This window comes from Cohnella sp. AR92 (assembly GCF_003990975.1).
GTDB lineage: Bacteria > Bacillota > Bacilli > Paenibacillales > Paenibacillaceae > Cohnella.
Map to the genome: position 1 here is coordinate 182,663 of NZ_RZJR01000010.1, position 22,976 is coordinate 205,638.

Annotated in this window: 19 protein-coding genes; 2 read left to right on the forward strand and 17 right to left on the reverse strand. The window is 59.6% G+C overall.

Going from position 1 to position 22,976, the window contains the following annotated elements; all coding sequences use genetic code 11:
• Positions 1 to 22: 22 nt before the first annotated feature.
• From hflX to ELR57_RS18170, 16 genes are all read right to left on the reverse strand, one after another.
• The gene (gene hflX, locus ELR57_RS18095; RefSeq protein ID WP_126960486.1) at positions 23 to 1,330 is read right to left on the reverse strand and encodes a GTPase HflX; all 1,308 of its coding nucleotides are present in this window, start codon (positions 1,328 to 1,330) and stop codon (positions 23 to 25) included.
• 51 nt (positions 1,331 to 1,381) lie between these two features.
• Entirely contained in the window at positions 1,382 to 2,404 is a 1,023-nt protein-coding gene (locus ELR57_RS18100) for an AAA family ATPase (protein ID WP_370452295.1), read from the reverse strand.
• A 27-nt stretch (positions 2,405 to 2,431) separates the two neighbouring features.
• Entirely contained in the window at positions 2,432 to 3,091 is a 660-nt protein-coding gene (locus tag ELR57_RS18105; RefSeq protein WP_238162586.1) for a SanA/YdcF family protein, read from the reverse strand.
• On the reverse strand, positions 3,088 to 3,648 hold the full coding sequence (locus ELR57_RS18110) for a ribonuclease FAU-1 family protein (protein WP_126960487.1): 561 nt from the start codon (positions 3,646 to 3,648) through the stop codon (positions 3,088 to 3,090). Before ELR57_RS18110 ends, ELR57_RS18105 begins: the two co-directional genes overlap by 4 nt.
• Before the next feature lie 106 nt (positions 3,649 to 3,754).
• Positions 3,755 to 4,201: a GNAT family N-acetyltransferase gene (locus tag ELR57_RS18115; protein ID WP_126960488.1), complete on the reverse strand. Its 447-nt coding sequence runs from the start codon at positions 4,199 to 4,201 to the stop codon at positions 3,755 to 3,757.
• 86 nt (positions 4,202 to 4,287) lie between these two features.
• On the reverse strand, positions 4,288 to 6,870 hold the full coding sequence (locus tag ELR57_RS18120) for a penicillin-binding protein 1A (RefSeq protein ID WP_126960489.1): 2,583 nt from the start codon (positions 6,868 to 6,870) through the stop codon (positions 4,288 to 4,290).
• 164 nt (positions 6,871 to 7,034) lie between these two features.
• The gene (gene hfq / locus ELR57_RS18125; RefSeq protein WP_126960490.1) at positions 7,035 to 7,277 is read right to left on the reverse strand and encodes an RNA chaperone Hfq; all 243 of its coding nucleotides are present in this window, start codon (positions 7,275 to 7,277) and stop codon (positions 7,035 to 7,037) included.
• A 27-nt stretch (positions 7,278 to 7,304) separates the two neighbouring features.
• Positions 7,305 to 8,288 (reverse strand): tRNA (adenosine(37)-N6)-dimethylallyltransferase MiaA, encoded by a 984-nt coding sequence (gene miaA, locus ELR57_RS18130; protein WP_126960592.1) that lies wholly within the window; start codon positions 8,286 to 8,288, stop codon positions 7,305 to 7,307.
• A gap of 34 nt (positions 8,289 to 8,322) precedes the next feature.
• A complete protein-coding gene (locus ELR57_RS18135) occupies positions 8,323 to 9,114 on the reverse strand; it encodes a class I SAM-dependent methyltransferase (RefSeq protein ID WP_126960491.1) in 792 nt (263 codons plus the stop codon).
• A complete protein-coding gene (gene mutL / locus ELR57_RS18140; protein ID WP_126960492.1) occupies positions 9,114 to 11,156 on the reverse strand; it encodes a DNA mismatch repair endonuclease MutL in 2,043 nt (680 codons plus the stop codon). Before mutL ends, ELR57_RS18135 begins: the two co-directional genes overlap by 1 nt.
• A 40-nt stretch (positions 11,157 to 11,196) precedes the next feature.
• Positions 11,197 to 12,618 (reverse strand): S41 family peptidase, encoded by a 1,422-nt coding sequence (locus tag ELR57_RS18145; protein WP_158630059.1) that lies wholly within the window; start codon positions 12,616 to 12,618, stop codon positions 11,197 to 11,199.
• Positions 12,615 to 15,371, reverse strand: a complete 2,757-nt coding sequence (gene mutS / locus ELR57_RS18150; protein ID WP_126960494.1) for a DNA mismatch repair protein MutS — start codon at positions 15,369 to 15,371, stop codon at positions 12,615 to 12,617. Before mutS ends, ELR57_RS18145 begins: the two co-directional genes overlap by 4 nt.
• A gap of 166 nt (positions 15,372 to 15,537) precedes the next feature.
• Positions 15,538 to 16,587 carry a type 2 isopentenyl-diphosphate Delta-isomerase gene (gene fni, locus ELR57_RS18155; RefSeq protein ID WP_126960495.1) on the reverse strand — a complete coding sequence of 350 codons (1,050 nt, stop codon included), beginning with the start codon at positions 16,585 to 16,587 and terminating at the stop codon, positions 15,538 to 15,540.
• A gap of 118 nt (positions 16,588 to 16,705) precedes the next feature.
• On the reverse strand, positions 16,706 to 18,190 hold the full coding sequence (locus ELR57_RS18160; RefSeq protein ID WP_126960496.1) for a putative amidoligase domain-containing protein: 1,485 nt from the start codon (positions 18,188 to 18,190) through the stop codon (positions 16,706 to 16,708).
• A 308-nt stretch (positions 18,191 to 18,498) separates the two neighbouring features.
• Complete coding sequence (locus ELR57_RS18165; protein ID WP_126960497.1) at positions 18,499 to 19,059, reverse strand: outer spore coat protein CotE; 561 nt, start codon at positions 19,057 to 19,059, stop codon at positions 18,499 to 18,501.
• Positions 19,060 to 19,297: 238 nt separating this feature from the next.
• A complete protein-coding gene (locus ELR57_RS18170) occupies positions 19,298 to 20,827 on the reverse strand; it encodes a carboxypeptidase M32 (RefSeq protein ID WP_126960498.1) in 1,530 nt (509 codons plus the stop codon).
• A gap of 121 nt (positions 20,828 to 20,948) precedes the next feature.
• Between ELR57_RS18170 and ELR57_RS18175 the strand changes: the two genes are divergently transcribed.
• Together ELR57_RS18175 and ELR57_RS18180 are read left to right on the forward strand one after the other, a co-directional pair.
• Positions 20,949 to 21,290, forward strand: a complete 342-nt coding sequence (locus tag ELR57_RS18175; RefSeq protein ID WP_158630060.1) for an iron-sulfur cluster biosynthesis family protein — start codon at positions 20,949 to 20,951, stop codon at positions 21,288 to 21,290.
• Positions 21,291 to 21,329: 39 nt separating this feature from the next.
• Entirely contained in the window at positions 21,330 to 21,917 is a 588-nt protein-coding gene (locus ELR57_RS18180; RefSeq protein ID WP_126960500.1) for a beta-class carbonic anhydrase, read from the forward strand.
• Positions 21,918 to 21,998: 81 nt separating this feature from the next.
• Here the strand turns inward: ELR57_RS18180 and ELR57_RS18185 are convergent, their stop codons facing one another.
• Entirely contained in the window at positions 21,999 to 22,820 is an 822-nt protein-coding gene (locus ELR57_RS18185) for a GNAT family N-acetyltransferase (protein WP_370452296.1), read from the reverse strand.
• Positions 22,821 to 22,976: the final 156 nt, after the last annotated feature.

The window sequence follows — 22,976 nt, forward strand, 5'->3', positions numbered from 1 at the left end:
CTAGGCCAATCCCCGTTTCTCCCTATTCAGCGCCGGAGCTATCGCCCTCAATAAAATAAGGCTCCAGCGGTCTCCCCCACTTCGCCATGTCGCTTTCGTTCAAGCGAACCGTCAACAGCAGCCAATCGTCTTCGGTCTCTTGGGCTTCTACGTCTCCTACCCGATAAGCAAGCGAAGCCAGGTCCCCGCGCGATGCGGGGATTCTCAGCGTCGTGACGCGGCCGAGAAGCTTGTCCTCGATGCGCCCGAGAAGCATGTCCATATCGGCTTCGTTAAAAGCGCTCACCCGAAGAGCATCCGAGCCGCCCGAGAGCAGCTCCGATTCCGACGGCGGGCAAATATCGATCTTGTTATAGACGAGAAGCGTCGGCTTGCCCGACGCACCCAGCTCGCCAAGTACCTCCTCCACGACTTCGCGTTGACGATCGCGCATCGGGGAGGAGGCATCCATGACATGCAGAAGCAGATCGGCTTCATTCGCTTCCTCGAGCGTTGCCCGGAAAGCGGCAACCAGATCGTGAGGAAGGTTCTGAATGAACCCGACCGTGTCGGTAAGCAGCACTTCCTTGCCGCTCGGCAGCTTCAATTGGCGGGAGGTCGGATCCAGCGTGGCGAAGAGCTTGTTCTCCGCCAATACGTCCGCTTTGGTCAGCTGGCGAAGCAGCGTGGACTTCCCCGCGTTCGTGTAGCCGACAAGCGCGACTTGAACCGCCCCCGTCTTGCGCCTGCGCTCCCGGTGCAGGCTGCGGTGCGCCAGGACGCCTTCGAGCTGCCTCTTCAATTCGGAGATCCGGTTGCGAATATGCCGGCGATCGGTCTCGAGCTTCGTCTCCCCGGGTCCTCTCGTACCGATCCCGCCGCCGAGCCTCGAGAGATTCTTCCCTTGGCCGGAGAGGCGAGGCAGCAGATAGGTGAGCTGCGCGAGCTCGACCTGCAGAATCCCTTCGCGCGTCTTCGCCCTGCCGGCGAAAATATCGAGAATAAGCTGCGTACGGTCGATGATCTTCGCATCGAGCGATTCTTCCAGGTTGCGCACTTGCGCGCCGGACAGCTCCTGGTCGAAGATCACGGTCGAGATGCCGTCCCGCTCGACAAGCTCCTTGAGCTCCAATGCCTTGCCCTTCCCGACGAACCATTTCGAATCGGGAACGTCGCGGTTCTGCATGACGGTTCCCGCCACTTCGACGCCTGCCGTCTCGGCGAGCTGAACGAGCTCTTCCAGGGAATGTTGCGGATCGACGCCCGAACGGCGGCTCTCGTCCGTCACCAGACTGACGAGCAGCGCCCTTTCCTGTTGTTCCGCGCCGGTATCATATGTGTAGCCTCTCATCGCTCGCGTGTATTCCTCCATTATCGTCTATGAACTTATTTTCCCCTCATGCTAAACGCGCTTCTCTTCCGTCAGGTCTTCCGGCTTCAGCGTCATGAGCTCCTGCCTGCCGGGAGACGCTTCCGGGTATTGCATCAGGAGCCGCACCGCCTGATTGCGGATCGCCCTCTCCAGCATGTTGCGCACGAATCTCGCGTTACTGAAGTGAAAGGGGGAATCCTCGCGCTCCTGCAGGATCAACTGCCGAATGCGCTGCAGCGATTGCGGAAGCCAGATATATTCCCGATCCTTCGCCATGCCCTCCGCGATCTGGATCAGCTGGTCGGGCGTGTAATCCGGGAACTCCATCTGAATCGGGAACCGGGAAGGCAGCCCGGGGTTCGTCATGAGGAAAAAATCGATCTCCATCGTATACCCGGCCAGGATCAAAACAAATTGATTCTTGTAATCCTCCATCGCCTTCACGAGCGTATCGATCGCTTCCTTGCCGAAGTCCTTCTCCCCGCCGCGGGCAAGGCTGTACGCCTCATCCACGAAGAGCACCCCTCCGAGAGCTTTCTTGACGAGATCCCGGGTCTTCTGGGCGGTGTGTCCGATGTATTCCCCGACGAGGTCCGCCCTCTCTACCTCGACAAGATGCCCCTTGGTTAGCAGTCCCATCCCTTGGAACAGTCTCGCGAGCAGCCTCGCCACCGTCGTTTTGCCCGTGCCCGGATTCCCTTTGAAGATCATATGGTAGACATGAGCCTGGCTGGACAGCCCGGCATCGCTGCGGAAATGAGCGATCTGCAGCAAGGCGTAAATCTCGTACACAAGGGCCTTTACATTGTCCAGCCCCGTCATCTTATCGAGCTCTCTCTGCCACTCCAGCCAAGGGCCGGAGGCCGGGATCGATCGGGCCATGGCGTCAGAAGAAGCCGCCGCCGAAGCGCCGACTCCATCATTGGATCTAAGAACGACGTTAATCTGCCTGGAGGGACGGGACTGAGCCCGATTCCCGCTATCGGAATATCTCGCGCCGATGTTCAACGCCATCACCCCGCAAGAGCTGAAGTCGGCCGATGCTTGCTTCATGCCGCTACCTCAATCTATTCCGGGACTTCAGCCTCCATGCAATAACCACTTCTCGCCCAGCCATTTGGTATAGGCCAATACTTCTCTTGTCCGATGATACGCCATGTTCAGCACCTTGCTGTCCGTAACGCTCACCTGTACGTCTTGGTAACCCAGATACTCCGCGATATCCTGCGACCTTGAGCCATGATATTGATGCGTCACGATGACCGCCCGGCTCCAGCCCTCTTCCTTCATGATCCGCTGGCTGAAGAGCAGGTTGTCGTAGGTGCTGTGGGAGTTCGATTCGAGCACGATCGCCTCCGCCGGGACGCCTTGGCCCAACAGATAATCGCGCATGCCCTCCGCCTCCGTCAGTTTCCCGCCTTCCGCATCCATTCCCCCGGACAGCAGAAAATGCTCGAACGTGCCGGAACGATACAGCGACAGAGCCTGATCGAGACGTTCTTCGAGCGCGGGACTCGGCTTGTCCTGCCACAATCTCGCTCCCAGCACGATGCCGACATCCGCCTTCTTCGGCGTTCCTTGCGCCGGCAAGCCTTCGTAACGATTAATGATCCACCATAAAGAGCCGCACCAGATGACGAGAGCGGCGGCGCCCAGCGCGACAAGGCGGATCGCCCACTTCAGGTAACTCCTTGACCGGGAACGCACCGCCGCTTGATCCGTGCCGACGGTCGCCATCATCGCGCGCCCTGCTCCCAGCCAAGCTGTTCAAGCAGAACCTTGCGGTGATGAAGGCTCATATCGAAGTAAGGGAAACGCTTCTGCCGGATCAAGGAGAGCAGCCTTCCGGCCGTCTTCTGCGCCATCGCGGAATCCCGGGCCGTAATATGCCCTTCGTCCAGCGCTTCCTCCAGCTCGTCCTCGTCGAGCAGCAAGGTCTCTCCCGTCGGAAGCACGACGATATCCAGGTACAGGTCGTCGAACCACGGCACCTGCTGATCGGTCAAGCCTTGCGTTTTGCAGATGTCAATGTACCATTGCACGACCCTTCCTTTGTCATCGAACATGGTCGTGACCACGAAGTGCTCGCCTCGGGGAAAATGCTGCATCCACAAGTATCCTTTGTCCGCGAGACACATTCTACGCCCGTTGTATTCTTTCCATAAGGGGTCGCGCAGCTCATGGATTCTGTACAGCGTCACGAATCCCCGAAAGCTCGGGTCGTCGTACGGAATACAGGCATAGCTCTTCTTGAGAATTCGGCGCCAATTCGCCCTATCTGAAAATTTACGTTTCATGACTGATTTCGTCTCCGGAAAATGATTTACACAAAGCTTACCACAAGTTCACTATTCTCACCAGTGAACGACAGGCTAATCTGTCAGAAGCCAGTGAAAACGGACGTTACTCCTCCCATTTCTTGCCCATTCGGACATGCGGGATACCCGCATCCATAAAGATGTCGGGCGACAAGGTCTTGTAGCCAAGCTTATGATAGAACGCTTCCGCCGAGCATTGGGCATCCAGGATCGCGCCCTTGAAGCCCTCCTGCCGCGCTCCTTCCTCCATCGTCTCCACGAGCAGCCTTCCGATCGAGCGGCCGCGATGAGGCTTCAGCACGGCGATCCGCTGCAGCTTGGCGATCCCCGGTTCATACTCCTTCCATCGGGATGCCCCGATCGGCGTCCCGTCGTCATCGATGGCCAGATAGTGTCGGCATGCTTCCGGCGAGACGTCGTATTCGTCCCATTCCAGCTCCGGAGAGACGTTCTGCTCCTTGACGAACACCTCGCCCCGTACGTACTGCGCTTGCTTCAGCTGCTCTTCTGTCGTGATTCGCTTGCAGATCATGGGTGGTTCCTCCTTGTGTTATCCGTGAAAAGTTATGTAGAGAGGGGGAGAGGGACAAGCCGTATCTCGCTTGTCCCTCTCCTTTGTTACGGAGTCGCCGCGCTTATGGCGACCCCTTTGGCGGAATTATCGCCCGTGCTTGCCGTAGTGCCGTTTCCATTCCCGTTACCGCCGCCATTCCCGTTCCCATTGCCGGTGCCGGGATTTTCTCCCCCGTTGGCCGGTACGGACGGAGTCGAGCTAGGCGACGGAGGCGGCGATTCGCTCGGCGGATTGGAGCCGCCAGGGGTTCCGGAATTGCCGCCTCCTCCTTCGCCGGGCGGTAGGCTCGGGGATTCGGACGGCTGCTCGGAAGGACCCTCGGAAGGAACGTCGATCGGAGGAGACTCTTCGCCCGGGCTTGGAGTCGGCTCCAGATCGGTCGTGATCGTCACGGATACGGACTGCGACGGTTCTCCTTCCTGCTTCGTCTCGGCATCGTATGCCGTTACGTAGTAGGTGTAGGTCACCTCCGGCAGAATGGAATTATCGATCCAAGACGTCTCCGCCGTCTCGCCGATGTTGACGAAGCCAGCGCCGGAATTATCTTTCCGGTAGACCTTATAGGTATAGCCGTCTCCCGCGCTCGTCCAGTTCAGCTCGACCGCCACGTCTTCGGTGTTGTAGGTGCCGACCAGGCCCGTGATCGCGCCGGGAGCCGTCGGCTTCTCTTCCTCAAGCGAGGACGGCGTCGGGAACGACTGCTTCTTCACGTTCTTGAGGCCGGCGGACATCACCTTCGAGAACAGCGCGGCGGCTTGGCCGCTGCTCTTCTTCACGTAGTGATCCTTATCGGTCTTGTCGTAGCCCATCCAGACGGCGGCGGTCCATTCCGGCGTATACCCGACGAACCAGACGTCGCGGTTGCCGCTCGACTTCACTCCGCTCAGGCCAAGCTGGGTCGTGCCGGTCTTGCCGGCGACCGTGCGGCCGCTGACCTTCGCCTTGGTGCCGGTTCCTCCCGCGACGACGCCCTTCATGATATCGGTGACGTAATACGCCGTCGTCTCCTTCATGACCTGCTTCGCCTTGGACTTGAATTCATATACCGTATCGCCGGCGGAGTCCGTAATCTTCGAGATGCTGTGCGCCGTCTCCAGCGTTCCGCCGTTCGCGAAAGCGCCGTAGGCGGTCACCATCTGCAGCGGCGATACGCCGTTCGTCAAGCCGCCGAGCGCGATCGCGAGGTTGCGGTCATCCGATCCGAGCTCGATGCCGAGCTTGCCCGCGAAGTTCACGCCCGTCTTCACGCCGATCTCGTTGAGCAGCCAGACGGCCGGCTGGTTGCGCGATTCCCGGATCGCATCCGCCATCGAGACCGCTCCGATGTACTTCTTGGAGTTCGAATCGGTCGGGCAGTACTTGCCGTTGTTATAGCAGATCTTATCGTCCCGCAGAATCGACCAAGGGAAGTAGTCTCCCGACTCGATCGCCGGTCCGTAGGAGACGATCGGCTTGAACGAAGACCCCGGCTGGCGCGCTTTCGTGACGCGGTTCCAGCCCTTCTGCTCGTAATCCCGTCCGCCGACCATGGCGACGAGAGAGCCGTCGTGCTGGTCCATGATGACCATGGCGCCCTGGATCTGCGTCTCGTCTTCGCTTTTCTCGAAGTTCGCGTCGTTCGCGAATTCCTTCTCCATCGCTTTCTGGGCGTCCGTGTTGATCGTCGTGACGATCGTGTAGCCGCCGGTCAACAGTTTCTCCTCATCCCAACCGGTTACGTCTTGGGCTTCCTGCACGACGTAATCGATATAAGTGGTGAACTCGGAGTTGCTCTTGGCCGATGCCGGCTTCTTGTATTCCACCGCCATCGCCTCTTGCTTCTCGGCCTCGGTGATCAGTCCTTGATCCTCCATCAGGGAGAGAATGACGCCGCGGCGATCCATCGACTTCTCCGGATTATTGATCGGATTGTAGATGTTCGGTCCCTTAGGGATACCGGCTAGAGTCGCAATCTGCCATAGCTTGAGGTCCTCGAGATTATCGACGTCGAAGTAGTACTTCGCGGCCGTCTTGATGCCCCACTGCCCCTTGCCGAAGTAGATCCGGTTCAGGTAAAGCTCCAGAATCTCGTCCTTCGACTTGTGATTCTCCAGCGCAAGGGCGATGGAAGCTTCCGTGCCCTTCCGGAAAATCGTCTTGTCCGCGTTAAGGAAAATGTTCCTCGCGACCTGCTGCGTGATCGTGCTCGCGCCTTCGACCGCGCTGCGGGCGATCACGTCCTTCACGAGCGCCCGTCCGATGCCCCAGAGGTCGACGCCGCTGTGCTCGTAGAAGCGCTTGTCTTCGGTTGCCACGAACGCCTGCTGGACTTCCTTCGGAATATCCTTGATCATGACGTACTCTCTATTGCCTCCGCTGACGTACAGCTTCGAGAGCTCGTTCCCGGAGGCATCCACGATTCTGGAGGCTTGCTCCATATCGTTCAGCTTATCGATATTCTTGCTGAGGATTCTCTCCCCGTTCAGAATGATGAGCAAATACCCGACGACGGCGCATACGACCGCAAGGAGCGCGACGAAGAACATCCACAGCCAAACCTTGCCTCGCTTTTTCTTCTTTTTGCCGCTGCCTTTCTTAGGCGAGTTCGACGGTTGTCCAGTCTTGGGTGTCTGTTCTGAAGATCTCATGGAATCTCCCCTTTGTTACAGGATGTCTCTCTTGTCCTTTTTTCTCTCTACCCCGCCACAAAGAAGAACAACCCACCAACGGGTTGTTCGAGTGGCCGGTCTATTCTGTTAGACGCTGACTAGGGGTGAAAAGTTTCAAAAATCGGTTGCGAGCAGAAGCGTGCTTAGGCGTCCGAACCGGAATCCTGCTGCTGCAGAGAGATGCTGCGCTGAGGCATAAACGTGCTGATCGCATGCTTATAGATCATCTGCTGACGGCCTTCGCTATCGACTACGATAGTAAAATTATCGAAGGCGCGCAGGATTCCGCGAATTTGAAACCCGTTCGTAAGATACACGGTGACAGGGACACTGTCTTTGCGCAGCTGATTCAGGAACGTATCCTGGATGTTTATGGACTTATTCATTACCCGTAACCCCCATCGCCATATGGTTTATGAACAAATATATTCAATATCGAAAGGAAACTTTCCTGCTATTATACCACAGATCTCTTTGAAAAGATCGCTGTTTTTTGGAAGAGAGTCGAGGTCGACCCACTCCAGCTCCCTCATATGCCGGAACCAGGACAATTGTCGTTTCGCAAAGTGCCTGGTGTCCCTCTTTAGCAGTGCGACCGCCGAATCGTAATCGAGCTCGCCGGTCAGGTACGGGACGATCTCCTTGTAGCCCAGCGCTTGAAGAGCGGCGGAGGATAGCGGGACTCCCTTATCCATCAGCCCTTTTACCTCATCCACCAAGCCTTGCTCCAACATGAGATCGACGCGCTCGTTGATTCGTTCGTACAGCCGGTCGCGATCCATCGTCAAGCCGATCAGGCAGAGCTTGTACGGAGACCGCTTGGCGTCTCCCCGGCTCTGGCTCTGAAGCTCGGACAAAGGCTTGCCCGTCGTCTCGTAGACCTCCAGCGCGCGAATGACTCTCCGTTCGTCGTTCGGGTGAAGCCTGCCTGCGGTCTCCGGATCGACCGCGGCCAATCGCGCATGGAGCGCTTCGGCCCCGAATTCTCTCGCGTAATCGCTCATCCGCTTGCGGAACGTCTCGTCGCTTCCGTAATCCTGGAACTGATAGCCGTAACACACTGCTTCCACGTATAAGCCCGTGCCGCCGACGATCATGGGAAGCTTGCCCCGCGAATGGATGTCGCGGATCGCATCCGTGCATCTTGCTTGAAAATCCGCCGCGGAGAACGTCTCCGACGGCTCGCATATGTCAATCAGGTGATGGGGAATGCCCTCGCGCTCTTCCAGAGGAAGCTTCGCGGTGCCGATATCCATCCCGCGGTACACCTGCATCGAATCCCCGCTTATGATCTCGGCTCCAAGCGCTTTCGCCAACTGGAGGCTCAGCGCGGTCTTGCCGACGGCAGTCGGGCCGACGAGAACGAGGAGCGGCGGCCGAGAATCCGCTTCTTCCATGGATGCATCCAGCTGAATGCTTGTTGATCTTGCGTTATTTAACGTCATTAACTTCTATCACTCCATAAGCGACCGAGGATGCCGTCCGCCGGCTCCTCGCGAAGCCCAATCTGCCGAATTCCTTGCTGTCTCTATGCTCTTTGAGTACCACTCTCTTACGCGCGACTCTTCTTGCCTCCGCCACGGCTTCTTCCGTTAACCGTTCATCGTGCGCGACCGAACGCAGCGGCAAGAGCGAAGCCGATTCCATCACGGGCTTCGAGAACATCGGATCGAAGAAGACGATGTCGACGCTGCGGTCCGGCAGCGATCTTAAATAGGACAGATGCTCGCCGTGCACGGGTTCGATCCGGCGCATCGCTTCATTGACCTCCGGAATGCCGGAGTCATATTGCCGCAAGCCTTCCCGCACGACCGTGTGAAGCACGCGGGACGCCTCCAGCGCCAGAACCCGGCCGCTCGCTCCGACAGCGTAAGAGAGCACGAGAGCATCGGACGCGAGCCCGGCCGTGCAATCGAGAACGACGTCGCCCGGAACCGCCTGAGCCGCCCGAAGGAGAGAATCCGTATCCCCTTCCAGCAGCCTCTTCAACCGGACAAGCGCCATGCTGGGATGGAAGAAGAGCGGCGGCGACTCTCCGCTCACGAATCTCAGCTCGTTCGGTCCGACGACGAGCACGCCGTCGGCCGCTTCCGGCTTCGCCCGCTCCAATCCGCGAATCGTCTCACGCCTTCGGCCGACGTACCGGCTGCCCAGCTCTTCGGCCAGCCGCTTGGCCCGGACGATCGTCTCCGCGGATGGCTTCTCTATCGTCGTTACGATCATTACATCACCCGCTTAAACATCTTCTCCAGCTCGTAGGTGCTGAAGCTGATGACGATCGGACGCCCGTGAGGGCAAGTATAAGGCTGTCTGCAGGCGGCAAGCCGCTTCAACAGAACCTCCCCGGATTCCCGGGTCAGCGCTTGATTCGCTTTGATGGACGCTTTGCAGGAGCACAGAATGGACGCTTTCTCGCGAATCTTGAACAGATCCACTCCCCGTTCCTTGAGCACCCAGTCCGCCATCTCGCGCACGATGTCCGATTCGTCCCCGTCCGGAAGCCAATGCGGCACCGCGCGAATAATAAAGGTATTGCCTCCGAACTCTTCAAGATATACCCCGACCTGTTCGAACAGCGCCAGACGCGCGCGAATCGCCTCGGCTTCGTCCGGAGCGAAGCTTAGCGTTACCGGAAGAAGCAGCTCCTGGCTCGCTTCCTGAGGGCGTCCGAACTTATCGTAATAAAATTCGTAATGAATGCGCTCGTGGGCCGCGTGCTGATCGATCAGATAGAGCCCGGTCTCGTTCTGGGCGACGATATAGGTTCCGTGCGCTTGTCCGACCCAATACAGCTCGGGGAACTCCGCCGGCTTCGCTTCCTTCTCGGGAGCGGCGAAGGCGGCCTGCCAGACGTTCTCTGGGATCCTCGCGTCCGCATTCATCCGTTCGGAAGATGTCCGATAGGTGGAGAAGGACGACGAAGGTTTAGAGCCGGCAGCCGTCGAACGAGACGCGTACGACGGGGCGGGAACCGACGGCCGAGCCCCTTCGCCGCTCCCTCCCGGCTTCCGCTCGGAAGGAGCGGCGGCCGGAAGCTCCCTTAATACGAGCTCCTCCAGCGAGTTCGTACTTTGATTGTACGAGTTCGGACTTTGATTGTACGAGTTCCCGCTTTGGCGGTACGGCTCCGGCGATTGCGCGGAAGACGCCTGCGGATTGGCCGCTTCAGCGGACTGGGCCGCGGCGTCGCTCGCCGGATTCACCTGGAAGCGGATCTGCTCCTGCACCCAGGTCTGGGTCTTGGGCGTCCGCACGGCCGCGCCGGACGGAATATAAGTCTGCTCGCCGAGCGCCTTGCGCACCGCTTCTTCAATGAAGGCGCGGAGCTCGTTCTCCTTGCTGAAGCGAACCTCCAGCTTGGCCGGGTGAACGTTGACGTCGACGAGCGTCGGGTGCATGCGAAGATTCAGCACGGACAAAGGGAAACGGTTGATCGGCAGCAGCGTATGATACGCCTGCAAGAGCGGCTGCACGACCGCCGGGCTGCGGACATATCTCCCGTTCACCAGCACCGTGATGGCATTGCGATTGGAACGCGTCTCCAGCGGCATCGCCGTAAGCCCGGTCAAGCTGTAATCCAGATGCTCCGCCTTCACTTCGACCATCGCCTTGGCCGCTGCCGTTCCATAGATGGCGGCGATGACCTGGCGCAGGTCCCCGTTGCCCGTCGTCCGCAGCAGGGTCGACCCGTTATGGGCGAACGTGAACGCGATATCCGGACGAGACAGCGCTTGCCGGTACATGACGTCGGATAGATGGCTCAATTCCGTCTGCACCGTCCGCATGTACTTCAACCGCGCGGGCGTATTGAAGAACAGCTCGCGCACCGACATGTCGGTGCCTCGCGTGGCGGCGGCGTCCCCCTCGTGCTTGACGGTCCCTCCTTCGATCTCGAGCGCCCTTCCCAAGCCGCTGTCGTCGGAGGCGCTCACGACTCTGACCTTCGCGACGGCCGCAATACTCGGCAAGGCTTCTCCGCGGAAGCCGAGCGTGACGATCTGGAACAGGTCCTTGCCCGTCGAGATCTTGCTCGTGGCATGGCGCTGGAAGGCGGTGCGAAGATCGTCCGGCTCGATCCCGCGGCCGTTGTCGACGATGCGAAGAAGCGACAGTCCGCCTTCCTCCGCCGTGACGTCGATCGTTGTCGCTCCGGCATCGACCGCGTTCTCGATCAATTCCTTCAGAACGGAAGCCGGTCTCTCGACGACCTCGCCCGCCGCGATCTGATTCGCCAGATGTTCGTCAAGCAGCTTGATGATCCCCATCCCGATCTCCTCCTCTCCTCGTTATCTATTTTTCAGCTGATTATAAACCTACTTTAAGCAATCCGTTCGAGTCCGAATATTGGACCGAAGGAACCCATGTCTTGAGAAGCGATGGGCTTACGTAGCTGACGCCATTGATAAGATAAAGTCCGGCTTTATTCGATTTGACCTTGATGGATTGTTGATTGCGAGTAAAGACGATCGATTGCGTCACCTTATCGTAGCCGACCGTCGCTCCCGTGAGCGCGGCGGCCAGCTTCAGATCCAGATAAGCCGTTCCGTTCTTGCGAACGACCGAATCCGCGTAAGACATGCGAACGCCGTTCAGCACGATCGAGCCCTTGCCGGCCGTCAGCGCCAACTTCGTGCCGCCGGCTTGCCGGAAGGCCGCGAGCAGCTGCTGCAGCTCTCCGTCCACCGCGAAGTCCGGAGAGAGGCCCTTCTTGTTGACTTGGACTCCCTTCGGCGTGTAATACTGCTCGCTCGTCACCTTGAGATAGCCGCCGGACGGAACCTCCATCAGCTGTTGAACGACGCCTTTGCCGTACGTTTTGGAGCCGATCAGCTTCGCCACGCCGTAATCCCGCAGCGCGCCGGACAGCAGCTCGGAGGCGCTGGCCGAATGGCCGTTGGTCAGAATGTAGACCGAATAGTTTTTCTCCGTTCCCCCTGTAATGTTGACCGGCATGTCCTCGCCCTTGCTGTTGATCAGGTGGGCAAGAACTCCTTCCTTAATGAAGTTCGCGGCAATGCCTTGCGCTTCGTTCAGATAACCTCCGCCGTTGTTGCGCAAATCGATGATAAGAGACTTCATTCCTGCCTTCTCCAGCTTGGACAGCTCCTCCTTGAACTTGTCCGCCGCTCCGGTGGAGAACTGGGTGAGCTGCAGGTATTGCACGCTCTCCCCCATCGACTGCGAAGTCGCGATCGGATATTGGAAGCCGCTTCTTGTGAGGTTGGCGGTGACGGTAGCGCCGTTGCGGTTCACGACCAGCTTCACGGCGCTGCCCTCTTGGCCGGCCAGGATATCCCCTAAGTCGCCCGCTTTCTTGCCGGTCATGGCGACGCCGTTAACGGAGACGATCGCGTCGCCCGGCTGAAGGCCCGCCTTCGAGGCCGGACTGTCCGGGATCACGTCTTCGATATAGACTTGATTCTGATCGTCCTGAAGGACGACTCCGATCCCGACGTACTGCAATTCCAGGCTGCTCGTGAAGTCGTTCCACTGTTCTTCCGTGAAATATTGCGTATAAGGGTCCTGCAGCGATTGCACCATTCCTTGAATGGCGGCGTCGTTCAGGGCTTCCTCCGAAGGCGCCGTCAAATGATACTGCTCGAGCAGCTGCTTGACGTCTTCGACTTGCTGGGTTGTCGCGGCGAGCGCGGATGGCGCGGTTCCGGCGAGCATGGCGGTAAGAGTCAAGAGCAGGATAGCGGGGCGAAGCTTCTTCGTCTTCTTCATCCTTGGGAGTCTCCGATCTCGATAAGTTGATTGCGGGCATCGTTCAACCATTCCAGCGCTTGCAGCGGCGACAGTCGCATGATGTCCAGCTTGCGCAGCTTGTCCGCCAGCTTGTCCGCCGCGGGCGACGCTTTCTTCGTTCTCTCGTGCTTCGGGGGTTCTTCGAAAATCGACAGCTGTACGATCCCGGAATCCGGAGCCGTTGGCGCGCCGGCAGCCGTCCCATCGAGCTCAGGCGAAGCTCCCGCTTCGGATTCGGACGCCGATTCGGGGCTAGCCTCCTCCGTGACGATTGCCGGTCCGGATTCCCGCACGATGGCCGGAGCCGGCGCCCGCATCCGCGGCTCGTCCGTAATCTCCGAAGCAGCCGCGCTCTCCAGCAGATTGTACGCTCTGGAGACGATCGACTGCGGCAATCCCGCCAGTTGGGCGCAATAGATGCCGTAGCTCGAATCCGCCGCGCCCGCCACCAGCTTGCGCAGGAAGGTCACGCCGTCGGCGTTCTCCTTCACCGCCATGCAGCCGTTGCGCAGCGACCGAAGCGACTCCTCCAGCCGAGCCAGCTCGTGGAAGTGGGTAGACACGAGAGCCTTGCACCCGATGACGTCGTGAACGTATTCGATGACGGCTTGCGCGATCGCCATTCCTTCGTCGGTCGAGGTGCCCCGCCCAAGTTCGTCGATGATGATGAGGCTTCGGTCCGTCGCCTGCTCGGTCATGACCTGGATGTCCTTCATCTCGACCATGAACGTGCTCTGTCCGCCGACCAGATCGTCCGCGGCGCCGATCCGCGTGAAGATCCGGTCGATCAGCGGCAACTGAGCGAGCTTCGCCGGAACGAAGCAGCCGATCTGGGCCATGATCGAGATCATCGCGACCTGGCGCATATAGGTGCTCTTCCCGGCCATGTTCGGCCCGGTAATCAGCAGAATCGATCCGTCGTCCTTCGTGAGGGACGTATCGTTATGAATGAAGGTCACGCCTTCCGAGACCGCTTCGACGACCGGATGGCGCCCTTCCTTCACCGTGAGGTCATAGCCGGATTCGAACCGGGGACGCGTGTACCGCTTCTCGGAACCGACTTCCGCGAACGATTGCAGCACGTCCAGCGAGGCGATCTGCTCCGCCAGCTTCTGCAAGCGCGGAATCTGAGCGGCAATCCGGTCGCGAAGCTCGGCGAACAGGGAATATTCGAGGTCGACCATCCGGTCCTCGGCTTCCAGGATCAGCGTCTCCTTCTCCTTCAGCTCCGGAGTGACGAACCGCTCCGCGTTGGCCAGCGTCTGCTTGCGTTCATAGCGGCCTTCCGGCAGCATCGACAGATTCGCCTTCGTCACTTCCAGATAGTAGCCGAACACTTTGTTGAAGCCGATCTTCAGCGACTTGATGCCGGTCGCTTCCCGCTCCTGCCGCTCCAGCTCGGCGATCCACGTCTTTCCGTTCTTGCTTGCGACGTGAAGCTCGTCCAGCTTCGCGTCGTAGCCCGTCCGGATCAACCCGCCTTCGCGGACCGACACGGGCGGCTCGTCGGCGATGGCTGCGCCGATCGCTTCCGCCAAGTCCGCGCAGTCGTCCAATCCGCCTGCAAGCTTCGCGAGCGGGGCGGAATCGAGCCTCTCGCAGACGGCCCGAATGGCGGGAACGCGCTGCAGCGACGCTTTAAGCGCGTTCAGATCGCGAGCGTTCGCCGTACCGTAAGCGATTCGGCCGACGAGGCGCTCAAGGTCGTACACTTCCTTGAGCTCCTCGCGCAGCTCTTCCCGTTCCATCCAGCTGCCATGAAGCGCTTCGACGGCATCGAGGCGCTCTTCGATGGAGGCCTGATCCAGCAGCGGCTGGTCGATCCAGCGCTTCAGCAGCCGGGTGCCCATCGCCGTTCTTGTCTTGTCCAGCAGCCAGAGCAGGGAGCCTTTGCGCGAGCGGTCCCGCACGGTCTCCGTCAGCTCAAGGTTGCGGCGCGTGAAGGCGTCAAGCGCCATGTATTGCTTCGGATCGTAGAACTTCACCGACTGGAGATGCCCGAGCGACCGCTTCTGCGTCTCGCCCAGGTAAGCGACGAGCCGGGCGATCGCCAGCTTGCGGATCCCCTCCGGCCTGGTCCAGTCCACCCCGGGGAACTGCGTCCTCAGCAGCGTGTCCGAGTCGCCGGGCTGGTCCCTTTCGGTTCCGAGCAGCTCTTGTCCGCTCCGGGCCGCTTCTTCCTTCAACCTTCGCAGGGCGGACGCATCGCCTACCGCTTCGGAAGGACGATAGACGTTCAGCTCGTTCAGAATCGTCTCCTTCGAGACCGGGAACGAGGTCGCGTACAGCTCGCCCGTCGTCAGGTCGCACGCAGCCAAGCCGAATCGGCCGTCATGCTCGGCGGCCGCGACGATAAAGTTGTTCGAGCCTTCGCTTAGGCTCTTCGTCTCCATGACGGTGCCGGGAGTCACGATCCGGACGATCTCGCGCCGGACGACTCCCTTGGCTGTCGCGGGATCCTCCACCTGCTCGCAGATCGCGACCTTGTAGCCTTTGTCTACCAGTCTCGCTATGTATCCTTCCGCGGAATGATAGGGAACTCCGCACATCGGAATGCGTTCCTCTTGGCCCGCTTCCCGCCCCGTTAACGTAATTTCCAGCTCTCTGGCCGCCGTAACGGCGTCCTCGAAGAACATCTCATAGAAGTCGCCTAAACGAAAAAAAAGCAGCGCATCCTGCGCATCCGCCTTGACGGAGAGATACTGCTGCATCATCGGCGTATAACCGGCCATCGTAATCCTCCTACGGTTGAACCCGTTCGCCTTCCGCTCCGATTCGGACGGTTTGGCGAAGATGATCGTTTTGGTATCCTTTGATTATAGCAAAAAAGCTCAGATTGCGCTTCGTCCAATTCCTTGAGGAGCTCCTTAGAGCGAGGAAGGAAGAAACGGTCTGAGCTTACCCGATTCGGGCGATTCTCCCCGTCGCGCGAATCGCGTCCAGGTTCGCCGCCCCGATGCCGAACATCGCCGCCTTCAGCTCGTATTCGATGACGGCGAGACGCTGATCGAGGCTCTCCGCGGAGACGACGGCCGCCGCGAGCAGGGAGCGGCCGAAGCCGACGAGATCGGCGCCGAGCGCCAAGGCCTTCGCCGCGTCGACTCCGTTCTTGATGCCTCCGCTGCCGATGAGCACGCCCGAAGGAACGGACTGCCTGGCTTCGATAAGGCATTCGGCCGTCGGGATGCCCCAATCCGCGAACGAGTCGGCCGCCTGGCGCCGGACCTCGTCGCGAAGCCGCGCCTTCTCCACCTGGCTCCAGGAAGTGCCGCCCGCGCCGGCGACGTCGATAAAGCGGACTCCGGCTTCCTGAAGCCTTCTGGCGGTATCGCCGTCGATGCCCCAGCCGACTTCCTTGACGCCGACGGGCACCTCCAGCTCGCGGCACACGCTCTCGATCCGGCCGAGCAAGCCGCGGAAGTCGGTGTCTCCTTCCGGCTGGAACACTTCCTGAAGGCCGTTCAAGTGCAGCACCAGACCGTCCGCTTCCATCAGCTCCACCAGCCTGCGGCAATGCTCCGGTCCATAGCCGAGATTCAGCTGCACCGCTCCCAGATTGGCGAGTATCGGGATGGACGGCGCCCACCGGCGCATCCGGAACGACTCGGCCGCGTCTTCCCTCTCCAGGGCGGCTCTGCCGGAACCAAGGGCAAGTCCCCACCCCCGCTTCTGCGCGACCTCCGCCAGGTGACGGTTGATCCTAGCCGCCTCCTCCGTCCCGCCCGTCATCGAGCTGATCAGCAAAGGTACGCTGAGCGGACGCCCCAGGAAGGAAGCGGCGGTGCCGATCTCCTCGAAGCGAAGCTCCGGCAGCGCCAGATGGCGGAAGCGGTATCGTTCGAAGCCCCCCGTCAAGCGGTTCTCCACATCCTCCGTCAGGCATAGCTCGATGTGCTCGTTCTTGCGTCTTTCCGTCTCCGTGGAGTCTCTCTGCAACCGCTCCGTCATGCTGTTCGTCCCGTCCGTTCCGCCTGCGATTGCCTCATTGGAAGCCTTGCTTCGCAGACCTGTTGTAAATGTCGATCCAAGCGTACCATAATCCCCGGCTTGGCACCAGAAGAAGGCTTTAGCGGTCAGGGACGGGAACGTGAGGAATGCGCCACTTGCTTCGCAGATCGGTAGCCTCGTCCCAATGCCGGCCTTCCCGGATCGCGCGGAACAGAGGGTCGACGTCCTCCCGGTATCGGGCATAAGCGGGCGTAGATTGGATAGATCGATAGATTCGCTCCGCTCCTTCCAGCAGTTTCTCGCGGTCGCCTTCATAGAAGGCGTCGCGCATGCCGTCTTCGTCCAGCGGCCGATTGCCTGCCAGCTGCCGGGAATGCTCCGCCGCCAGCTTCGCCAGCGCCAGCGTGCCGCGCGCGAGCAGAGGCGAGACCAGCCAGCTGGGCGGCGTGCGATATTCGAAGCCGCCGTGGCTCTTCGGGCGGAAATCGCCGAGCGAGCCGTAACGCGGCCGGCGGCGGTTCGCCTCCGCCGGCTCCAGAAGCCGGAGCGGCAGGGCGACCGCATTGTCGAGCGCGCGCAGGCGCTCGCCGGTCAACGCCGCGCCGCTGACGTGCAGATGGCCGCCCAGCGGCATGCCGCGCACCGGGGCGGCTCCGGCGCGAAACCTCACCGCCGCGCCGGACGTCCTCTCCGCGGCAAGCGAGAGCAGCCGCCGGATCGAGGCGGCCAGCTCGCGCGGCTCCTCCGCCGGCTGGGGGCGCAGCTCGCCGAGCGGCCAGCGGATCGTGCCGCCGACCCTCATCGAATCGCAGCCCGCCGATCCTCGCTTCGGCAGATACCTCGAAGCCGGAACGATCTTCCCTTCGGGAGACAGCAGCACGAATTCGGGATCGGCGCCAAGGCGAACCCGAACCGGCTCAAGCGCTTCTTTTCTCCATTGAAGCGCGAACGCTTCCAGCCCTTCCGCCAGCAAGAGATTCCATTCTTCCCCTTCTTCAACCAGCCAGGGGGAGAGATCCGTTATCGCGCCGAGCCTGCCGTCGCGTCCGACCCTCCACCACACCGTCCCGCTGTCCAAGCCAAGCACGTAGAGAGCCCGAGCGGAAGCCCTTGCCAGCCTACGCTCCAATTCCAGCGGACGGCGGAACTCGATGGGAGAAGGCACGACGAGGGCGGTGCCGAGACCGAAGACGGATACCCGGAAGCCGCTCTCCATGGCGTTCCGATCGGCCCCGATGCCGGCTCCCCAGACTCCGGGCAGAAGACTCCGTTCCGGGCGAAGCCTTCTGCCGCTGCGTCTTGCTCCCCCTGGGGCACCGGACTCCGCGGATTCCGGAAGGCTCGCCACGAAGCCTTCCCTTCTTAATCTTCTCTCCCATTCTTCGGCTTCAAGAGAGGCGACCTCATTCGCTTTCTCGTTCCAGACCCACGCCTCTCTCGCTTGTCCAAGGCGCGGATCGGAATCGCCGGCTCCTCTGCCCAGCCGAATGATCGCATCCCCGCCAACGCTCTCGCCGGGTCCCGGCGCCCCTTCGAGCACGCCGGAGATGCCGGACAGCCCCAGACCGTTCTCCTCCGTCAGCAGCCATACCCGTCCCGCCACGCGCAACCTCCCCCGCCCAAGCAAATACGCCTTCGGCGTCCTTTGACGCCGGAGAAGCTTTGCGATGACGATATAGGTAATGATAAGCGTGAAACTTATACAAGCGATATCGCGAAGAAATACGGGAAGGGCCGTCCCGCCGGCGTATGGACGCCGAAGCCGAATGACCCTTCCCGATTGCTGCTCCGGTGCGGCTATGTTTCCGCACCGCGAAGAATAGGCTAGTTTCGATGATACGACAGGGCACCCGCCCTCGCGCGTTCTCCCTCATCGGCATAAGCTTAAGTACCGACCACGCCATGGTCCGCTTACAGATCGTCTTCCAGCAGATCCGAATCGAGATCCTCGAAATCGCCGTCTTCCAGGCCGAAGTCGGCATCCTTGGCATCATCGTCAAATCCGGTCGGATCGACGATGACCGTTACCTTCGTCTCGGCAACCATCTCGACGGCATACTCGCGCTCAACGCGAATGAGCACGGCTCCGCCGCCGGAGCTGATGGTTGCTTCCACGCAGTTAGGTTCTTGCGTGGCTTCCGCCGACACTTCCTCCGTGGATGCGCGGTGCCTCGGATCTACATAAGACAGGGGCACTAGCTCAACGTAGGAGATCGTTTCCTTGGCTACGTCGGTTTGCGAATTCTTGTTGTAAGAGTACCAGATGTTGATATCATAAGACCCGATTACCTCGATTCCGCCCCCCGATTTTGCCGCCTCGTATTGATGATTGATGATCCATGCTCCCAGAATGCTGGAAGGATGGTGCGGCGGCGTCACGGTGTGGGTAATCGTCGAGAACTTCCGGCCTTTGCCGCAAACCGCTTTCGTGATGATCTCCCTGCGTTGCAGCCGTTTATCCGCAATAGCCATTCGGTAGACCTCCTCCATACAATCAAGTCAATTAAGTCTATGCAGGACATTCGTCTAGAGTGACTAAAATGTCTCCGTGCACAAGCTCTTCCCTTCCATTCTATGACTTGTTGCTTAGAAGATGACTAAAGATTCGTCTTCGGTTTGGCAGGATTGCGGATCTCTTGCAGCCCCCCGCAGCCTGGCTCCGCGAAGCCTATCGGTGGAAGAATATTCGGGACATTGCCTTCTTATTCCGTTATTTCAACCGATAAACGTCGTTATACTTGGTTTCCAGGTAATCGCACAGGTACTGGGAGTTCAGCGCCTCTCCGGTGATCTCTTGAATGATCTCGGAGGGCTCCTTCATCTTGCCGTGGCGATAGACGCCCTCGGTCAGCCAATCTTTAAGCGGAGCGAGCTCGCCGGCGGCGATCCGGTCTTCCAGATCCGGCTTAAGCTTCTTCGCGGCGTTCAGAATCTGCGCCGCGTACATATTGCCTAGCGAGTACGACGGGAAGTACCCGAACGAGCCGCCCGACCAGTGAACGTCCTGCAGAACGCCTTCGGCATCGCTGCCCGGCACGACGCCGAGCGCTTCCTTATACTTGGCGTTCCATACTTCGGGAAGCTCCTTCGCCGTCAAGCCTTCATTGAAGATCATCTTCTCGATCTCGTAACGGATCATGATGTGCAGGTTGTACGTCAGCTCATCGGCTTCGATGCGAATCAGCGACGGCTCCACCACGTTGATGCCGCGATAGAATTGCTCCGCGTCGATATGCTCGAACTGGCCCGGGAAATGCTTCTGCAGATCCGGGAAGTAACGCTTCCAGAAGCTCAGGCTTCGGCCCACCATGTTCTCCCAGAGTCTGGACTGGGATTCGTGAATGCCCATCGACGTTCCGGTGCAGAGCGGCGTTCCCGCCAGCTCCGGCGCGATATTTTGCTCGTACAGCGCATGTCCGCCCTCATGGATCGTGCTGAACAACGCGCTGATGAGATCGTTGGCATAATACTTCGTCGTGATGCGGACATCCCCCGGGTTCAGGCCGGACGCGAACGGATGCGCGCTTTCGTCGAGGCGTCCCGCCTCGAAGTCGAAGCCCATCTGGTTCAGAACGAATTGGCTGAGCTTCTTCTGGGCCGCGATGTCGAACGTCCCCTTCAGGAAGCCGGTATCCGGCTTGTCGCCTTGGGCGGCGATCTTCTCGGCAAGAGGCACCAGCCTTGCTCTCAGCTCGCCGAACAGCCGATCCAGCTTGGTCGTCGTCATTCCCGGCTCGTAAATATCGAGCAGCGTGTCGTACGGCGTTCCCTTCACGCCCCACAGCTCGATGAACTTGCGGTTGAATTCGATGATCTTCTCCAGATACGGCGCGAAGCCCGGAAAATCGTTGTTCTCCTTCGCGCTCTCCCAAGCCGATTCCGCCTGGGACGTCAGGACGACGTATTCGCGGTAGAGCTCCGGCGGGAGCTTGCGGTTGCGTTCATAATCCTTGCTCGTCTCTTCCACGAGCTTGCGGTCGATCGGTCCCAGCGTTCCCAGAACCTCCGGCTGCGAGAGCGCCGCGAGCAGCTCTCCCATCTCCGGCGACGTGGCGATTCGGAAGCTCTCGGCGGACAGCGTGCCGTAAGCTTCGGAGCGAAGCTCGATCCCCTTGCGCGGGGCTCCCGTTCTCATATCCCAATAGATCGTGGCTAGTATCTCTTCGTACTGTTTGATCTGCTTCATCAGCTCGCGGAAGCGTTCCAGCTTCGCGGCCGTATCGTTGGCCGTTCCGTTCATTTCGATCCGTCCTTCCCTATCAGAAAGTGCTGCGCCTCTTGATCATACCTTCCATGATATCTATAATCAACATAATGGACGAACGAGGGCATCCTGCCTGTCCAACGAGAGGATGAGCGCAATGATCATAGAATGGAGCGAAGCGGCCGTTGCTGCACTTAGAGCCAGAACAGGCGATTCGAATTCCGTATGGAAGCTCGTATCGGACAGCGAGGGCTGCGGCTGCGCGATGAACGGAGTGCCTGCTCTATGGCAGGTCGACGCGCCGGAGAAGGATGATCTTCAAGCGGTCAGCGTCCCGATCCCGCTATGGTACGAGCCGAGACACGCCATTTTCTTCGAAGAGAGAATGCGCATTACGTACGACGAGCGGCTCCGAGCCTTCGCCTTGGCGAGCGACGGGCAGATCTATACGAATCGGTTGGCCGTTCGGGATCGAAGGAATGCAACGACTTCCCTATAAGCATGATCAGGCCCGCTCATTCGATTCTAGGAGGTTATCATGAGAAGAGTAGACGAGATTCTGGCTCATAACCGAGCCTTCGTGGAGAACAAGGAATTCGAACAATATTGGCCGAAGAAGCCGCAGGACAAACGCCTCGTTGTCGTCACCTGCATGGACGCCCGCTTGACCGAGCTGCTTCCCAAAGCGTTCAATATCCATGACGGGGATGCGAAGGTCATCAAGAACGCCGGCGCGATTATCACCGCACCCTTCGGCAACATCATGCGGAGCGTCATCGTCGCCTTGTATGAGCTTAACGCGAACGAAGTCGTCATCTGCGGCCACCACGATTGCGGGATGACGGGGATCGACCCGAAGACGGTCGTCGGCCACATGGTGGAACGCGGCATCTCCACCGATACCATCAAGACTCTCCACCATTCGGGCGTCGACTTCGACAGATGGCTGACCGGCTTCGAGAACGTTCAGGCGAGCGTGGAGAAATCCGTCGACATCGTGCGCAAGCACCCGCTGCTTCCTCCCGGCACGCCGGTTCACGGCATGATTATCGATCCGAAGACGGGCGCTCTGGAATGGGTAGTCGACGGCTACGATTATCTGGAGAACGGAACCGAGGAACAATAAGACTTGGTCATAAAAGAGACCGTTCGACCGTGCGTCAAGCGCGCGTCCGAGCGGTCTTTTTTCGGCGTTTCTGCGACCCACTTATCTCTCCGTCCAAGCGTCGCGAACATAGCCGAGTCTCATCCCGACCCGTTCCATGTTCCGATGGCTCTGGGATAAGAAGGAGCATTGGCCGACGGCCAGCTCGCACCGATGCTCATAGGCAATCTCGATTCGATGGTCGAGCAGCCTCCTCTGCAGCCCGCGGTTGCGGTATTCGGGCAAGGTGGCCGCGAAGGTCAAGGAAGCCGCGCGATCCTTCATATAGAGAACGCCGACGGCGGCGGGCTCCCCTCGAACGTAAGCGGCATAGAACTTCCACCCGGGCCGTCGGTACAAGACTCGATTGTTCTCGGCCACATGCGGAATGCCGCTGTTGGGCAAGCCGGTTCCCCGGCAATGAATCGTCGCATACAGCTCGAACTGGTCTTCCTTGAGCTCGCGGATGACGATGGAATCATCCTCGTCCTTCGCCTCAAGGGAAGGTCTTGGCACGATGTATAAAGAGGAATGAAAGCCGGATTGATATAGGCCATGATCCGCCAGCCGCTTCAGCAAGCTCGGTTCGGCCAGCGAGGGCAATACTTCGAATTGAGCCTTCCTTTCCCTCGCGCGATAAAACGCTAAGATAGGCTCGATAACATCCACTTCCTGCGCGGTTAACCCTTTGACCGTATTAAACGAAGGCCACGGCATCGTCTTGCTGTAGAAGGCGACCGCCTGCCCGAAGCGCCTTATCTCCACTCCCTCCGGGTTGCCGTTTCTACCCTGTATGGCCGCCATGCGGTCGCTCATATAATCGATCTCCGAAGCTTCGATCGCTTGCGTCAGTTCATGCGAAGGCAGGAGAATAGTCGTCATCATGCACCTCTTGCAAATCTATTTTTTTTACAAATTCGACGTGGAAGCGAACATTCCTTCCCGTCCCCTCTGCTTCTGCTATACTGTTATCTATAACGAATCAGAACGGAAGGAGAATCGGATTGAACAACGCCGAATTGCATTGGAGATTGGTGAACG

What these genes read in the sequence shown, in the direction of transcription:
- hflX (WP_126960486.1), bottom strand. Translation starts at nt 1,330, where the DNA reads ATGAGAGGCTACACATATGATACCGGCGCGGAACAACAGGAAAGGGCG.
- ELR57_RS18100 (WP_370452295.1), bottom strand. Translation starts at nt 2,404, where the DNA reads ATGAAGCAAGCATCGGCCGACTTCAGCTCTTGCGGGGTGATGGCGTTG.
- ELR57_RS18105 (WP_238162586.1), bottom strand. Translation starts at nt 3,091, where the DNA reads ATGATGGCGACCGTCGGCACGGATCAAGCGGCGGTGCGTTCCCGGTCA.
- ELR57_RS18110 (WP_126960487.1), bottom strand. Translation starts at nt 3,648, where the DNA reads ATGAAACGTAAATTTTCAGATAGGGCGAATTGGCGCCGAATTCTCAAG.
- ELR57_RS18115 (WP_126960488.1), bottom strand. Translation starts at nt 4,201, where the DNA reads ATGATCTGCAAGCGAATCACGACAGAAGAGCAGCTGAAGCAAGCGCAG.
- ELR57_RS18120 (WP_126960489.1), bottom strand. Translation starts at nt 6,870, where the DNA reads ATGAGATCTTCAGAACAGACACCCAAGACTGGACAACCGTCGAACTCG.
- hfq (WP_126960490.1), bottom strand. Translation starts at nt 7,277, where the DNA reads ATGAATAAGTCCATAAACATCCAGGATACGTTCCTGAATCAGCTGCGC.
- miaA (WP_126960592.1), bottom strand. Translation starts at nt 8,288, where the DNA reads ATGGAAGAAGCGGATTCTCGGCCGCCGCTCCTCGTTCTCGTCGGCCCG.
- ELR57_RS18135 (WP_126960491.1), bottom strand. Translation starts at nt 9,114, where the DNA reads ATGATCGTAACGACGATAGAGAAGCCATCCGCGGAGACGATCGTCCGG.
- mutL (WP_126960492.1), bottom strand. Translation starts at nt 11,156, where the DNA reads ATGGGGATCATCAAGCTGCTTGACGAACATCTGGCGAATCAGATCGCG.
- ELR57_RS18145 (WP_158630059.1), bottom strand. Translation starts at nt 12,618, where the DNA reads ATGAAGAAGACGAAGAAGCTTCGCCCCGCTATCCTGCTCTTGACTCTT.
- mutS (WP_126960494.1), bottom strand. Translation starts at nt 15,371, where the DNA reads ATGGCCGGTTATACGCCGATGATGCAGCAGTATCTCTCCGTCAAGGCG.
- fni (WP_126960495.1), bottom strand. Translation starts at nt 16,587, where the DNA reads ATGACGGAGCGGTTGCAGAGAGACTCCACGGAGACGGAAAGACGCAAG.
- ELR57_RS18165 (WP_126960497.1), bottom strand. Translation starts at nt 19,059, where the DNA reads ATGGCTATTGCGGATAAACGGCTGCAACGCAGGGAGATCATCACGAAA.
- ELR57_RS18170 (WP_126960498.1), bottom strand. Translation starts at nt 20,827, where the DNA reads ATGAACGGAACGGCCAACGATACGGCCGCGAAGCTGGAACGCTTCCGC.
- ELR57_RS18175 (WP_158630060.1), top strand. Translation starts at nt 20,949, where the DNA reads ATGATCATAGAATGGAGCGAAGCGGCCGTTGCTGCACTTAGAGCCAGA.
- ELR57_RS18180 (WP_126960500.1), top strand. Translation starts at nt 21,330, where the DNA reads ATGAGAAGAGTAGACGAGATTCTGGCTCATAACCGAGCCTTCGTGGAG.
- ELR57_RS18185 (WP_370452296.1), bottom strand. Translation starts at nt 22,820, where the DNA reads ATGATGACGACTATTCTCCTGCCTTCGCATGAACTGACGCAAGCGATC.